At 66.7% G+C, this 14005-nt stretch carries 17 protein-coding genes; 7 read left to right on the forward strand and 10 right to left on the reverse strand.

What is annotated here, in order from left to right:
* Positions 1-63: 63 nt before the first annotated feature.
* The 3 genes from AC5P6X_RS09665 to AC5P6X_RS09675 form a co-directional block, all read right to left on the reverse strand.
* Positions 64-1935 carry an ABC transporter ATP-binding protein gene (locus AC5P6X_RS09665; RefSeq protein WP_108270377.1) on the reverse strand — a complete coding sequence of 624 codons (1872 nt, stop codon included), beginning with the start codon at positions 1933-1935 and terminating at the stop codon, positions 64-66.
* 239 nt (positions 1936-2174) lie between these two features.
* Entirely contained in the window at positions 2175-2627 is a 453-nt protein-coding gene (locus AC5P6X_RS09670) for a carboxymuconolactone decarboxylase family protein (RefSeq protein WP_108270376.1), read from the reverse strand.
* A gap of 36 nt (positions 2628-2663) precedes the next feature.
* Positions 2664-3560: an RNA polymerase sigma-70 factor gene (locus tag AC5P6X_RS09675; RefSeq protein ID WP_108270375.1), complete on the reverse strand. Its 897-nt coding sequence runs from the start codon at positions 3558-3560 to the stop codon at positions 2664-2666.
* A 146-nt stretch (positions 3561-3706) separates the two neighbouring features.
* On the opposite strand from AC5P6X_RS09675, the gene AC5P6X_RS09680 reads away from it, so the two are divergent.
* The 3 genes from AC5P6X_RS09680 to AC5P6X_RS09690 all read left to right on the forward strand — a co-directional run bounded on the left by AC5P6X_RS09680 (position 3707) and on the right by AC5P6X_RS09690 (position 6383).
* The gene (locus tag AC5P6X_RS09680) at positions 3707-5224 is read left to right on the forward strand and encodes a fumarate hydratase (protein ID WP_005413957.1); all 1518 of its coding nucleotides are present in this window, start codon (positions 3707-3709) and stop codon (positions 5222-5224) included.
* Between the two features lie 126 nt (positions 5225-5350).
* Positions 5351-5689 (forward strand): hypothetical protein, encoded by a 339-nt coding sequence (locus AC5P6X_RS09685; RefSeq protein ID WP_049451479.1) that lies wholly within the window; start codon positions 5351-5353, stop codon positions 5687-5689.
* 58 nt (positions 5690-5747) lie between these two features.
* On the forward strand, positions 5748-6383 hold the full coding sequence (locus AC5P6X_RS09690) for a glutathione S-transferase family protein (RefSeq protein WP_049451482.1): 636 nt from the start codon (positions 5748-5750) through the stop codon (positions 6381-6383).
* Positions 6384-6572: 189 nt separating this feature from the next.
* On the opposite strand, the gene arsC is transcribed toward AC5P6X_RS09690, so the two are convergent.
* The 3 genes from arsC to AC5P6X_RS09705 form a co-directional block, all read right to left on the reverse strand.
* On the reverse strand, positions 6573-6914 hold the full coding sequence (gene arsC, locus AC5P6X_RS09695; RefSeq protein WP_049451484.1) for an arsenate reductase (glutaredoxin): 342 nt from the start codon (positions 6912-6914) through the stop codon (positions 6573-6575).
* On the reverse strand, positions 6914-8068 hold the full coding sequence (locus tag AC5P6X_RS09700; RefSeq protein ID WP_329756997.1) for a phospholipase A: 1155 nt from the start codon (positions 8066-8068) through the stop codon (positions 6914-6916). The genes arsC and AC5P6X_RS09700 overlap by 1 nt, the downstream gene beginning before the upstream one ends.
* Positions 8069-8187: 119 nt before the next feature.
* A complete protein-coding gene (locus AC5P6X_RS09705) occupies positions 8188-8673 on the reverse strand; it encodes a DUF456 domain-containing protein (RefSeq protein ID WP_033835435.1) in 486 nt (161 codons plus the stop codon).
* 236 nt (positions 8674-8909) lie between these two features.
* Here AC5P6X_RS09705 and AC5P6X_RS09710 point away from each other — a divergent pair, with 236 nt between their 5' ends.
* Positions 8910-9119 carry a cold-shock protein gene (locus AC5P6X_RS09710; RefSeq protein ID WP_005410290.1) on the forward strand — a complete coding sequence of 70 codons (210 nt, stop codon included), beginning with the start codon at positions 8910-8912 and terminating at the stop codon, positions 9117-9119.
* A 73-nt stretch (positions 9120-9192) separates the two neighbouring features.
* Here AC5P6X_RS09710 and AC5P6X_RS09715 read toward each other — a convergent pair whose 3' ends face one another.
* Positions 9193-9687, reverse strand: coding sequence for a glycine zipper 2TM domain-containing protein (locus AC5P6X_RS09715; protein ID WP_005410289.1), 495 nt, complete (start codon positions 9685-9687; stop codon positions 9193-9195).
* A 136-nt stretch (positions 9688-9823) separates the two neighbouring features.
* Positions 9824-10258: a cytochrome c gene (locus tag AC5P6X_RS09720; protein ID WP_049451487.1), complete on the reverse strand. Its 435-nt coding sequence runs from the start codon at positions 10256-10258 to the stop codon at positions 9824-9826.
* Between the two features lie 80 nt (positions 10259-10338).
* Here AC5P6X_RS09720 and AC5P6X_RS09725 point away from each other — a divergent pair, with 80 nt between their 5' ends.
* A complete protein-coding gene (locus tag AC5P6X_RS09725) occupies positions 10339-11163 on the forward strand; it encodes a tRNA threonylcarbamoyladenosine dehydratase (protein WP_049451489.1) in 825 nt (274 codons plus the stop codon).
* 34 nt (positions 11164-11197) lie between these two features.
* Here the strand turns inward: AC5P6X_RS09725 and AC5P6X_RS09730 are convergent, their stop codons facing one another.
* Both AC5P6X_RS09730 and AC5P6X_RS09735 read right to left on the reverse strand, forming a co-directional pair.
* Positions 11198-11971, reverse strand: a complete 774-nt coding sequence (locus tag AC5P6X_RS09730; protein WP_080353144.1) for a TatD family hydrolase — start codon at positions 11969-11971, stop codon at positions 11198-11200.
* Positions 11968-12186, reverse strand: a complete 219-nt coding sequence (locus tag AC5P6X_RS09735; RefSeq protein ID WP_005410285.1) for a DUF6116 family protein — start codon at positions 12184-12186, stop codon at positions 11968-11970. The genes AC5P6X_RS09730 and AC5P6X_RS09735 overlap by 4 nt, the downstream gene beginning before the upstream one ends.
* Before the next feature lie 163 nt (positions 12187-12349).
* Here AC5P6X_RS09735 and AC5P6X_RS09740 point away from each other — a divergent pair, with 163 nt between their 5' ends.
* A complete protein-coding gene (locus AC5P6X_RS09740) occupies positions 12350-13192 on the forward strand; it encodes a glycine zipper 2TM domain-containing protein (protein ID WP_005410284.1) in 843 nt (280 codons plus the stop codon).
* A gap of 123 nt (positions 13193-13315) precedes the next feature.
* Positions 13316-13858, forward strand: coding sequence for a GNAT family N-acetyltransferase (locus tag AC5P6X_RS09745; RefSeq protein WP_005410283.1), 543 nt, complete (start codon positions 13316-13318; stop codon positions 13856-13858).
* Positions 13859-14005: the final 147 nt, after the last annotated feature.

Raw genomic sequence — 14005 nt, forward strand, 5'->3', positions numbered from 1 at the left:
GTCGTCGGGGGTGATTCTATCTCAAATGAGACGGGTTCTCATTGGGCGGAACGAGAGGCGTTCTCAGCGGTAACCCGCCGCCTGCAGCTCGAACAGCTCGGCGTACCGTCCTCCCTGGGCCATCAGCTGCGCATGGGTGCCGCTGGCCTCGATGCGGCCATCGGCCAGCACCAGGATGCGATCGGCCATGCGTACCGAAGAGAAACGGTGGGAAATCAGCACTGCCGTACGATTATCCGCCAGCTCCCTGAACCGCTGGAACACTTCGAACTCACTGCGCGCATCCAGCGCTGCCGTTGGCTCATCCAGGATCATCACCTGCGCATTGCGCATCCACGCGCGGGCAATGGCGATCTTCTGCCACTGGCCACCGGACAGGTCCACGCCCTGCTTGAAGCGGCGCCCGATCAGCTGGTCGTAGCCGCCGGGCAGGTCGTCGATTACTTCCTCGGCCATGCCTCGTCGCGCGGCATCGGCGATTCTTGCCTGGTCGTCCATCGCCTCGACCTGGCCGACGCCGATGTTCTCGCCGGCGCTGAGGTTGTAGCGCACGAAGTCCTGGAAGATCACCCCGAGGTTGGCGCGCAGGTCGTCCAGGTCGTAGTCGCGCAGGTCGCGGCCGTCGAGCAGGATGCGGCCTTCGTCGGGCTCGTACAGCCGTGCCAGCAGTTTCACCAGCGTGGTCTTGCCCGCGCCGTTCTCGCCGACCAGGGCCAGCACTTCGCCGGCCTGCAGCTGGAAATCGAGGTGGCGCACCGCCCACTGTTCGGCATCGGGATAGCAGAAACCGACGTTCTCGAACACGAAACCCTGCTGGATCGGCTGCGGCACGCGCACCGCACCTTCGCGCGAGTGGATTTCCGGCTCGATCTGGAAGAACGAGAACAGGTCGTCCAGGTACAGCGCCTGGCTGGCCACCTGCGAGAAGCCGATCAGCAGGCCTTCCAGCAGCTGGCGCAGGCGCAGGAAGCTGCCGGCAAGGAAGGTCAGGTCGCCGATCGAAAAGTCGCCGCGCACCGTGCGCCAGGCAATGTAGGCGTAGGCGGTGTAATACCCCAGCGTGCCCAGCGCAGCCAGCAGCGTGCCCCAGAACGCGCGGCGCCGGGCCAGTGCACGGTTGGCCTGGAACAGCGCCACCGACAGCCGCCGGTAGCGTTCCACCAGGAAGCGGTGCAGGTTGTAGATCTTCACTTCCTTGGCCGTTTCCACGCTGGCACCGAGCTGGCGCAGGTAGTCGAGCTGGCGGCGCTCGGGCGTCCACTGGAAGTTGAGGCTGTAGCCGGCCGCGTTGAAGTGCGATTCACCGATGAAGGCCGGCACCAGTGCCAGCGCCAGCAGCAGGATCAGCCACGGCGCGTAGACCAGCAGGCCGACGGCGAGGCTGGCCACGGTGATTGCGTCCTGGACCTGGCCGAACAGCTGGCTCATCAGGTTCATCCGGCCCATGGTCTGGCGCCGCGCACGGTCCAGCTTGTCCTGCAGGTCCGGGTCCTCGAAGTCCTCCAGATCCAGCGTCGCCGCGTGTTCCATCAGCCGGATGCTGGTGACGTTGGCGAACAGCTCGGAGAGCAGGGCATCGGCGTAGCTGACCAGCCGGCCGAGCAGGTCCGAGGCGATGGCCAGGCCGAATTCCAGCGCCAGCAGGCCCAGCAGCGGATTCAGCACGCCGCTGGACAGCGCTTCGCCCAGCGGCGGGAAGCCCGCGTCGTGCTGGCTCAGGTGCAGGGCGCTGTCGATGATCAGCTTGCCGACGTACAGCATCGCCACCGGCAGCAGCGCGCGGATCAGGCGCAGCCCGAGGCTGGCCAGGGTGAGCGCGGGACTGGTCTTCCAGACCATGCGCAGGAACGGCGGCAGGTTGCGCATCGCCCTGAAGCGCTGGCGCAGGCTGGGTTTCTTCGCGGCGTCAGCGCCAGCGGCGGGGGTGGCAGGCATGCGCGTATTGTGCGCGCCTGATACGTGCAGAGGGGGTCAGTGCAGGCGTGTGGCCGGCACCGGGGTCAGATCCCTTTGCGCGGCAAAGGGCTCTGACCCCAGCGACCCACAGCGGGTCAGAGCCCTTCGCGAAGCGAAGGGATCCGACTCTCCCGCATCCACGCGTAGCGTGGATCTACCGTGTCGACCAAGGTCGACACCTACCAGCAGCACCGATGAACTGTCGAAGGCGGGGTGGGTCAGGCCGGCAGCGGCGGCAGCAGGCCCGCACCCAGCCGGTTCCAGGCGTTGATCACCGCGATGCCCATGCTCAGGTCACTGATGCCCTTCTCATCGAAGTGCGGCGCCAACGCATCGAACGCCGCCTGCGACGGCGCACCGTCGGTCAGCCGGGTCAGTGCCTCGGCCCAGCCCAGCGCCGCGCGCTCGCGTTCGTCGAAGAAGCGGCTCTCGTGCCATGCCGGCAGTGTGTCCAGCTTGCGCGGCTCGATGCCGCCCTTGCGCAGCGCCGTGCCGTGCATGTCCATGCAGTAGCCGCAGCCGTTGAGCTGCGACACGCGCAGGAACACCAATTCCATCAGGGTCGGATCGATCGAGCTGTCATGCACCACCTGGCTGGTGGCCAGCAGGCCCTTGAAGGCCTCGGCGGCCAGGCGGGTGTAGGGGACGCGGGGAGAAGTGTGATTGGACATCGGGGGCTCCACGGCGGCCACGATGGCCGCCTTTCATTACAAGGACGCCGCAGCGTCGCCGCGCGTGACAACCCCCGGCAGCTTTTCCGGATTCAACACGCTGTACACGTTGGCGATGCGGCCATCGACCACCTCGATGGTGGTGACCGAGTGCAAGCGATCACCGACAAAGCGCAGGATCGCCGGCTCGCCGTTGACGTAGCCCAACTGCGCCGGATGCACCGCGCCGCGGCGGGCAATGGCCCAGAACAGGCGACCGATGCGCTCGGCGCCCAGCAGCGGGCGCACTGCTGCGGTGACCACACCGCCGCCGTCGGACACCAGCAACGCGTTGGTGTGCAGCAGGGCCTGGATCGCCTCGCTGTCGCCGCGCTGCGAGGCATCCATGAAGCGCGCCAGCAGCTGCCGGTGCTGGCTGGCATCGGCGTTGAAGCGCGGCCGTCCGGCCTGCAGGCGCTGCCGGGCGCGGTGCACCAGCTGCCGGCAGTTGGCCTCGCTGTGGCCGATCAGCTCGGCGATCTCGCGGTAGTCGTGGTCGAAGGCCTCCTTCAGCAGGAAGGCGGCGCGTTCCTCGGGGCCGAGCTGTTCAAGCAGGGTCAGGAAGGCGACCGAAACGTCGTCGGCCAGGGCATGCAGCTGGGCCGGGCCGGGCGCCGGGTCGGGCTCGAGGGTGACCGCCAGCGGCTCGGCCAGCCATGGGCCGACGTAGTGCACGCGCTCGCGCTTGGCCGCGCGCAGCCGGTCCAGGCCGAGCCGGGTGGTGGTGGTGACCAGCCAGGCTTCGGGGTCGCGGACGGCCGCCGGGTCGGCGCCGGACCAGCGCATCCAGGCATCCTGGACCACGTCTTCGGCGTCGGCGCGGCTGCCAAGCAGGCGGTAGGCCAGGGCCATCAGGCGCGGGCGGTGGGTCTGGAAAGCGGTTTCGGCGTTCATGTGGGCAAGGACGCCGCAGTGGCGCGTGGCGTGACAGAGCGGCGGGGGAATCTTGCCGGCCAGCGGCCGGCACTACCACCCCGGGGCCGGGGGAGGGGGTAAAATGGGCGGATTACCCCCGCCAGCCTCGAGCAAGCGAGCAAGACGTGACATCGATCAAGCAGGAAGACCTCATCCAGTCCATCGCCGACGCGCTGCAGTACATCTCGTACTACCACCCGGTCGACTACATCAAGAACCTCGCCGCCGCTTACGAGCGCGAGGAGTCGCCGGCCGCAAAGGAAGCAATGGCCCAGATCCTGATCAATTCGCGGATGTGCGCCGAAGGCCACCGTCCGATCTGCCAGGACACCGGCATCGTCACCGTGTTCCTGGAAATCGGCATGGACGTGCGCTGGGACGACGCCACCATGGGCGTGGAAGACATGGCCAATGAAGGCGTGCGCCGTGCCTACATGCACCCGGACAACAAGCTGCGCGCTTCGGTGCTGGCTGATCCGGCCGGCAAGCGCATCAACACCAAGGACAACACCCCGGGCGTGGTCAACGTCAAGGTGGTGCCGGGCAACAAGGTCGACGTGATCGTCGCCGCCAAGGGCGGTGGTTCGGAAGCGAAGACCAAGTTCGCCATGCTCAACCCGTCCGACTCGATCGTCGACTGGGTGCTGAAGACCGTGCCGACCATGGGCGCCGGCTGGTGCCCGCCGGGCATGCTCGGCATCGGCATCGGTGGCACCGCCGAGAAGGCGATGCTGCTGGCCAAGGAAGCGCTGATGGAGCCGATCGACATCACCGAGCTGCAGGCCCGTGGTGCGTCCAACCGCATCGAAGAGCTGCGCCTGGAGCTGTACGACAAGGTCAACGCGCTGGGCATCGGTGCGCAGGGCCTGGGTGGCCTGACCACCGTGCTCGACATCAAGATCAACGACTATCCGACCCACGCGGCCAACCTGCCGGTGGCGATGATCCCGAACTGCGCGGCCACCCGCCATGCGCACTTCACCCTCGATGGCAGCGGCCCGGTGATGCTGGACCCGCCGTCGCTGGAAGACTGGCCGAAGCTGACCTACGACGCGTCCAAGGGCACCCGCGTGGACCTGGACACGATCACGCCGGAAGACGTGGCCAGCTGGAAGCCGGGCCAGACCCTGCTGCTCAACGGCAAGCTGCTGACCGGCCGCGATGCCGCGCACAAGCGCATGGTCGACATGCTCAACAAGGGCGAGCAACTGCCGGTCGATCTGAAGGGCCGCTTCATCTACTACGTCGGCCCGGTCGATCCGGTGCGCGACGAAGTGGTGGGCCCGGCCGGCCCGACCACCGCCACCCGCATGGACAAGTTCACCGAGCAGGTGCTGGCACAGACCGGCCTGCTGGGCATGGTCGGCAAGGCCGAGCGCGGCCCGGCCGCGATCGAGGCGATCAAGAAGCACAAGTCGGCCTACCTGATGGCCGTGGGTGGCTCGGCCTACCTGGTGTCCAAGGCGATCAAGGCCGCCAAGGTGGTTGGTTTCGCTGACCTGGGCATGGAGGCGATCTACGAGTTCACCGTGCAGGACATGCCGGTGACCGTGGCAGTCGACTCCACCGGTGAATCGGTGCACAAGACCGGCCCGCGCGAATGGCAGGCCCGCATCGGCAAGATTCCGGTGGTGGTGGAGTAACTCCCCGCGCGCTCCGGTCCAGACAACGGCGCCCGGGTGGCGCCGTTGTTGTATCCGGGGGGAGGATTAACGCGCCTGTAGCCCTTGCTCTGCTACGGTCGGCACACCCTCGCACAGGACGTGTCCATGGCCCTGCATCGATTCATCGCGATAGGCATGCTGCTGGCGCTGGCCGGCTGCAGCACCCCAGCGTCGTACGAAGGCGCGGATTTCCCTGCATCGGCGCAGTGCCGCGTGCAGTGCCAGGCCGGCTATCGCAGCTGCATGGCGCAGAATGACTCTCTCGGCAGCCGCCAGAGCAATTGCGAGCAGCGGATGGTGCCGGCGCCGGACAAGCGCTGCAAGGACGTGGGCAACCCGGACCTGCGCCGTGCCTGCGAACTGAAGACGCATGACTGCACGATGCGCGCGCCGATGATGTCCTGCGGCGAACGCCGGGATTCCTGCATGAGCAGCTGCGGCTGAGCAACGATCGTGCGCGCGGGCGCATAATCGGCTGATCCACCTGTACAGGATCTTCTGCATGAGCACCACGCTGTATGGTTCGACCAGTACCGCCGCGCTGGTGGTGCACTGGCTGCTGATCGAGCTGGGCATCGAGCATGAACTGGTGCTGCTGGATTTCGACGCGCGCGAGCACAAGTCGGCGCAGTACCTGGCGCTGAATCCGGCCGGTGTGGTGCCGACCCTGCTGATCGATGGCCTGGTACTGACCGAAGCGGCGGCCATTGCGTTGTACCTGGCTGATCGCCATCCGGACGCCAACCTGCTGCCCGCGCTGGGCACGCCGCAGCGCGCCGATGCCTACCGCTGGATGTTCTGGTGTGCCAATACGCTGCAGCCGGCCTATCGAGCCTGGTTCTATCCACACGAAATGGCGGGCGAGGCGAATATCGAGGCCAGCCGCGGCATGGCACGGCAGCGCCTGGAAGCGGCCTGGCAGCATGTGGCCGCGCACCTGCATGCACATGGCCCCTACCTGCTGGGCGCCACGCCCTGCGTGGTCGACTACATGCTGGTGATGCTGATGCGCTGGTCGCGCAACATGCCCAGGCCCACCGACACCTGGCCGGTACTGAAGGCGCACGCCACGTTGATGAAGGCGCGCCCGGCGTTCGCCGAGGTGTACCGCCGCGAAGGCATCACCGACTGGCTGTAAGCCAGCCGGGGAGGAGGGCGTCCGGGTAGAAGGGGGGCGCTGGGGTAGAGTCGACTGTCAGTCGACTATCGCACGCAGTGCGGGCTTTTCCGCGGATGCATATGAAGGGTGAGGAGGGAGTCGACTAACAGTCGACTCTACCAACAGTCGACTCTACCAACACGCTCCGCTACGCGGCGGCGAGGCGGGTTACAGGATCTCCAGCACTGTTTCCGGTGGACGGCACAGGCGTGTGCCCTTGTCCGTGCGCACCACGGGGCGGTTGATCAGTCGCGGGTGTTCGGCCATCGCGGCCAGCAGCGTGGCCTCGTCCGCACCTTCCAGGCCCAGTTCGGCGAACTGCGCTTCCTTGCTGCGCACCAGATCACGTGCGCTCAATTCTGATTCGGCCAGCACCTGGCGCAGTGTGGCCACATCGGGTGGATTGCCGAGGTACTCGATCACCACTGGATCAAAGCCGGCATCACGTATCAGCTTCAATGCGCCGCGCGAGTTGCTGCAGGTCGGGTTGTGCCAGATCGTCACGGGCATCAGAACCACTCCAGCAGCGACACGCCCACGCCCACGTAGGTGGCCTTGTGGTTGTAGTCGATCAGGCTTTCGCCATAACCGTCGAACACCTGCACATGCCCGCGCAGCAGGTTGCTGATCGGGAAACCGTAATCCAGCTGCAGGGCACCGTGCGAGCGGCTGCCGGTGCGCAGCGAATGGCGCGCCATCAGCGAGACTTCGTGGCCGTTGCGGTTCCAGGTCAGGGTCGCATCACCGCGGCCCATGTAATCCTCGATGTCCGGGTTGTTGTCGTCGCTGCGGGTCTCGGGAATGCGGTACCAGGGGCGCAGCACCAGCGCCCAGTTCTCGCGGTCCAGGCCGATGTTGAGCATCACCCGGTTCCAGCTGCGCGACAGCGGATCAGCGCGGCCATTGGACTGGTGGTTCAGCGCGATGCCGGTCATGCGCCCGCGCCAGCCACCGATCGAATAGCCGTTGCGGAACACCATCATCACTTCCGGCTCGTAATTGGTTTCGCGGAACGGGCGCGAATCCTCGCCGTTGTAGGCCTGCCAGCGCGAGCTCTGGGTGTAGCCGGCCCAGATATCGCCGTTGTCGCCGAACAGGTTCTCGGCGACCTTGGTCTTGAAGCTGATCTGGAACTTCAGTTCGGCACTGTCCAGCACCTGCGGCGTGGTGACCGTGTTGGCCGGGTTCGGCGAATGCGGCGTGGTGTTGCGGTCGCTGGTCCAGAACGCCGGCAGCAGGTACACCGGCTTGTAGGCGCGCAGCTGGAACGGGCCCAGCTTGGAGTCCTCGGCCAGTTCCCAGCGGCTGTCCAGCAGCGAACCGCGGCCAGCATTGGCCAGTGCGCTGTCAGGGGCTGCTGGACGGAACAGATCGCTGACCCGCTCGCGCAGCTTCTCTTCGCCCTGGCTCACGCGTGCAGTCTGGCGTTCTTCGCGACGGGCCTGCGCGGCCGCCTCGGCCGCAGCGTCGGCCTCGGCAGTGGCCTGCGGGGTACGGCCGAACTGGCGGTCATAACAGGCCAGGCGGGCAGCATCGGTGGTAATCGCCGCGCACGCGGCCGGCGAGGCTTCGGCGCTGGGCGCGAACTCCTGCGCGGCCAGCGGCGCACTGGCCAGGGCCAGCGCCAGCGGCGCGAGACGGGGAAGCAGCGGAGACAGGGTCATTGCAGCAGGCCCTTAGGTGAATACGGGAATCGCACAGTGTGGCGGCTGCACCGGTTCACGGCCAGCCCCCACGGTTTATGCACGGGCACCGCGTGCGCGCGGCGTGAAGGCAGTGCGGGTTACAGGAACCAGGCGAAGGCGAACAGCCCCAGCATCGCGATCACCACCGCCAGTTTCAGCGCCAGGCCGAGCAGGATGCCGAGCCAGGTGGCCAGGCCGACCTTGGTCGAGCGGCCCAGCTCGCGGGTGTGCCAGTACTCGCCGGCCAGGGCGCCGATCAGGGGGCCTGCAAAGAGGCCGATCGGCATGAAGAACAGGCCGACGATGCTGCCGACGAACGTACCCCACAGCGCCTTGCGGCTGGCACCGACCCGCTGCGCACCCACCACCGTGGCCAGCACGTCCACCAGCAGCGAGAGGACGGTCAGTACGCCCAGCGCGACCAGGGTCGGCCAGCCGACGTGGGTGAAGCCGTCCGCCCAGGCCGCCAGCAGCAGTCCGATGAACACCAGCGGGATGCCGGGCAGGGCCGGCAGGATGATTCCGGCGATGCCGACAAGGACAAAAATGACCGCTAGCAGATATAAGATGAATGAGAGTCCCATGCTGTCCCGTATGGTCGCCGTTTTGGGGTTGACAGTGAAAGATTTTGCCAGTTGCTTTTTCGTTTTGGGCGGGTTAAGTTGCAGTCGCTGAGCTTGGCAAGGTCACCGTGGATCGTGGCCTGATGAAGCAAGATCTTCCCGATCCGCTGCATCGATGCACCTCGCTTCCCCCTTGCTTGTCAGCCGCCCACCAGGCGTTTCCAACAACAAGAGAGAGTCACCAGGGAGTTAGTGAGATGTCTGATCGCGAGACCGGTACCGTCAAGTGGTTCAACGATGCAAAGGGCTTCGGCTTCATCAGCCGTGAAAACGGCGAAGACGTGTTCGTGCACTTCCGTGCCATCCAGACCCAGGGCTTCAAGAGCCTGAAGGAAGGCCAGAAGGTCACCTTCACCGTCGTGCAGGGCCAGAAGGGCCTGCAGGCCGACGCCGTGCAGCCGACCTGATCGCGCTGCAAGCCGTCACATGAAAAAGGCCCGCGCAAGCGGGCCTTTTTCTTTGCCGCCGGCCCGGCGCAGGTCAGCGCAGGATGACCTTGCCGTTGACCACGCGCACGTAGGTGTTTTCACGGATGCCGCCGAGGTCGCGCTGGTTGACCACGATGGTGCGGCCATCGTCCATGCGCACGCTGATGTCGTAGGTATCGCTGGTGACGTTCTTCTGGATCTGGTTGCCGGCCAGCGCGCCACCGACCGCGCCTGCGGCCGCAGCGATGTTCTTGTTGCCACGGCTGCCACCGGTGTGATCGGAGATCTCATGGCCGGCCACGGCACCGACGATGCCGCCGAGGATGGCGCCGGTCGCGCTGGGCGCGGTGCGGCCCGACGGCACGGTGTTGATGCGGGTGACGATGCCACAGTCAGCGCAACGGCCCTGGTTGTAACCGCCGTTGTTGCCGTAGCCACCATTGTTGTAGCCGTTGTTGTAACCACCGCCACCGTAGCCGGGCGAGGTGGCACAGCCAGCCAGGGCGAGGGTAGCGATGGCGCTGGCGGCAATGAGCTGGATCTTCATGGAGCGTCTCCTGGCCGTGAAGGCGGGTGTGTTGGGTGGTACTGCGTCATGCAGCAGGGTGGACGAATCCTCTCCTTTCGAACGTGAACAAGGTGCCAACCAGGCGTGCCTTGCCCGGCTACAGGATGAATGCGCGTCAGCGGAAGTCCTGGTGGCAGGCGCGGCAATCGGCCTGCACGGTTTCCACGACCTTGGCCAGGGCGGTGCAGTCACTGGGCGGAGCCGCCAATGCGGCGTTGAGGTTGCCGCGCAGTTGGCTGGCGTGCTGCTGGAACCGGCCGTTGTCCTTCAGCCCGGGAAAGGCCAGGTCGAAATCGTTGGACAGAAGGCGCAGGGCCTGCAGCCGCGGCACGCTGTCGGCCAGGCTGCAGCGGTTCTGCTGCTGGGCCTGCTGCAGCAGCTGCGATTGCCGCTGCATCACCTGCATCAGGCTGTCAGGGAACGGGTCGCGGCGGGCCTGCAGGGCGCGGCCGACCACGACCGTGGCGACCAGGCCGATCAGCAGGCCCAGGCACAGCACGAACAGGTACCGCTGGGCAGTGGACGGGCGGCGGGGCGGGCTGGCGTTCATGGCGGGCTCTCCGGGCGTGCAACGGTGGGTTCGATGCCGGCGCGCTGTAGGCACTGGCGCCTGCACGTTAAAATAGCCGCATGAACGAACAGGTCAAACAACGCTTCGCCGGCATCGAACGGCTGTATGGCGTAGGTGCGCTCGAGCGCCTGCAGGGCAGCCGCGTGGCAGTGGTGGGCATGGGCGGGGTCGGCTCGTGGGTGGTGGAAGCGCTGGCGCGTTCGGCGGTCGGCCACCTGACCCTGATCGACGCCGATGACATCTGCGTGTCCAACACCAACCGGCAGCTGCCGGCGATGGAAGGCAACTACGGCCGCAACAAGGCCGAGGCGATGGCCGAGCGTTGCCGTGCGATCAACCCGGACATCGAGGTCGATGCCGTGCAGGCATTCCTGACCGTGTCGAACATGGCCGAGTTGCTGGACCGTCGATTCGACCTGGTGATCGATGCCTGCGACAGCTTCCGGGTGAAGGTCGAGACGATCGCCTGGTGCCGCCGCCGCAAGCTGCCGCTGCTGACCGTGGGGGCTGCTGGTGGTCGCACCGATCCGACCCTGGTGCGCATCCGCGATGTCTCGCGCACCGAGCACGACGCCATGCTGGCGCTGATCCGCAAGAAGCTGCGCAGCGAGTTCAATTTCCCGAAGAATGCCAAGCGCTATTTTGGCGTACCGGCGGTGTACTCGCTGGAAAACGTGAAGTATCCGCAGGCCGATGGCAGCGTCTGCGGCATCCGCCCGAACCTCGGTGCGGATGCTGCATTGAAACTGGACTGTGGCGCAGGCCTCGGTGCGGCAACCCACATCACCGGTGCCTTCGCCTTCGCGGCGGTCGGCAAGGCGCTTGAAATGCTGCTGGAGCCGAAGAAGGTGAAGGCCGAAGTGGTCGAGTCCAGCGAGGTGTGATGGATGGTGCCGGCCAGCGGCCGGTACCTACCCGTTACATTGCCGGCAGCGCGAACAGGCGCCGCGCATTCTCCGTCGTGGCCTGGGCCACCGCGTCCAGCTCCATCCCGCGCAGTGCGGCCACGTGGCGGGCGATGACTGCCAGTCGCGCTGGTTCGTTGCGCTGGCCGCGGATGCCGGCGTCAGGCTGGTCGGGCGCGTCGGTCTCCAGCAGCAGCTGTTCCAGCGGCATCCCGCGCACCAGGCGCTGCAGCCGTTGCGCGCGTTCGTAGGTCAGCGGACCGCCGAGACCGAGCAGGAAGCCTTGCCGATGCAGTTGCGCGGCCTGTTCCGGGCTGCCGGAAAAGCTGTGCACCACGCCGCGCAGGCCGCCGACGCGACGGATCGCGGCAATGACCGCATCCACCGCGCGTCGCGCATGCACGATCACCGGCAGCTCGAACTCGCGGGCCAGTTGCAGCTGGCCGATGAAGTACGCCTGTTGCGCCTCTGCATCCAGTCCCTCGACGAAGAAGTCCAGCCCGCATTCGCCGATCGCGCACGGGCGTTCGCGAACGATCCATTCGCGCAGCAGCGGCAGATGGTCGGGCCGGTGCTCGGCCAGGAACATCGGATGCAGGCCGTAGGCCGGGTACAGCCCCGGTGCCTGCCGGCAGACCTCGCGCAGCTTCGGCCAGCTGGCGGCCGTGACGGCCGGTACCACCTGCTTGCGCACGCCCGCGGCGCCCGCGCGCTCGATCACCGCCGTGCGGTCAGCATCGAATTCACTGGCATCCAGATGGCAGTGGCTGTCGACCAGCGGGATCAACGCTGTTCCAGCGGCGGCGGGGCCGGGACTGTATTGCGGCTCTTCCAGTTGGCCAGCAGCAGGGTGCCGAAGCCCAGTACCAGCTCGTCGACGAACGGAATCGGGTCGGGAATGAACAGGGTCAGCACGAACAGGCCGGCGGTCAGCTTGAACAGGGTGGGGTAGCGCAGCCGGCGGGCCCATTGCAGTACCGGCAGCAGCATCGGGTTGGCCATGGCGTGGATCCTCGTGGGGAATATGCAAACGCTACCACGGGCCCAGCATTTCCCGATGCTGAATGGGTTACAGGAATGAGCAGGAAATGTGGAGATTCCGTTCAGGCAGTGCATGCTGCAATCTGGGCCGAGAACGTTGCGGATGGTCCGCAAGGAGCAGGTCATGAAAAGCACAACTACAACTGTCCTGGTCGCAGCGGGCGCGCTGCTGGTCGGTGGCATCGCCACCGCCGCCTTCATGAAGAGCGGCGACAAGTCGCCTGATTCCATCAGCGCCGGAACCCCCAACGGTGAATCGCGGCTGGTTGACGGCAATGCCGTTGACGATGGCGCGCGTGGTGACAAGCTCGACCCGTCTGCACCGCGCGGGCTGGAATACGCCGACGTGCTGAAGGTCGACCCGATCACCGAGAAGCAGAAAGCCTACGCCACCGTGATCGGCACCGATCCCGTGCGCGAGACCTCCACCACCCAGACCCCGCACGAGGTCTGCCAGGACGTGACCGTGCAGGAGCGCCTGCCGGAGCGTGACGGCAACGTCGGCGGCACCGTGGTCGGCGCGGTGGTCGGCGGCCTGCTCGGCAACCAGGTCGGCGGTGGCAACGGCAAGAAGGCCGCGACCGCAGCCGGTGCCGTGGCCGGTGGCTTCATCGGCAACCAGATCGACAAGCGCCATGTGGGTGGCCGCGTGGTCAACCGCACCGAGCGCCAGTGCCACACCGAGACCGCCACCTCCGAGTCGAGCCGTGTTACCGGCTACAACGTGACCTACCGCAACGAGGACGGCACCACCGGCACCATGCGCATGGCCAGCAAGCCGGGCAACCGCATCGCCATGGGCACCAATGACGTGGTGAAGGGCTACAACGTGACCTACCGCTACGACGGCGCCGAGAAGACCGTGCGCATGGACAACAAGCCGGCCAGCGATCGCCTGCCGGTGGTCGATGGCCAGCTGGTCACGCAGACCGCTGCTGCCGGCGCCACTGCGGCCACGCGCCAGTAATCCAGAATACGTGCTGTACCCGACGGGCCGGCGCATGCCGGCCCGTTTCGTTGTGAGCGCGGGCATTCATCCGTGTGGAGGCGGAATCCACCATCATGGTGGCCCCTTCGACATGGAGTCGGCATGAGCATCTTCGACCTGCGCCTGGAAACCGAGCGCCTGATCCTGCGTCCGCTGCTGCGCGAGGACTACGAACCCTATCTGGCGTTCTGCGCCGACGAGGAAACGATGCGCACCCTCGGTGGCGTGCAGCCGCCTTCGGTAGCCTGGCGCGGCTTCTGCAGCCTGGCTGGCGCCTGGCAGCTGTTCGGCTTTTCGATGTTCAGCGTGATCGAAAAATCCAGCGGGGACTGGATCGGGCGGATGGGCCCCTGGCAACCGCAGGACTGGCCGGGTACCGAGGTCGGCTGGGGCATCCGCCGCGCCAGCTGGGGCCGGGGCTATGCGCCGGAAGCGGCGGTCGCGGCGATCGACTGGGCCTTCGACACGCTGGGTTGGCACGAGGTGATCCATACCATCGCCGAGAACAACGACAACTCGCGGGCGGTCGCGCGCAAGCTGGGCAGCACGTTGCTGCGGATGGGCGAACTGCCGCCGCCGTACAACGACAAACCGATGCAGATCTGGGGCCAGTCGCGCGAACAGTGGCGGCAGCGTGCACGCTGAACGTGGCCCGGTAGTGCCGGCCGCTGGCCGGCAATCGCTTGGATCCAGCTGCATGGAGGATGCCGGCCAGCGGCCGGCACTACCGGGGTGCCATGCTGCATCCGCGCTTGGCATTCCCTGGCGCACTTGCCAGACTGCACGCAGCCG

This window comes from Stenotrophomonas sp. YJH_SMC_40 (genome assembly GCF_059368615.1).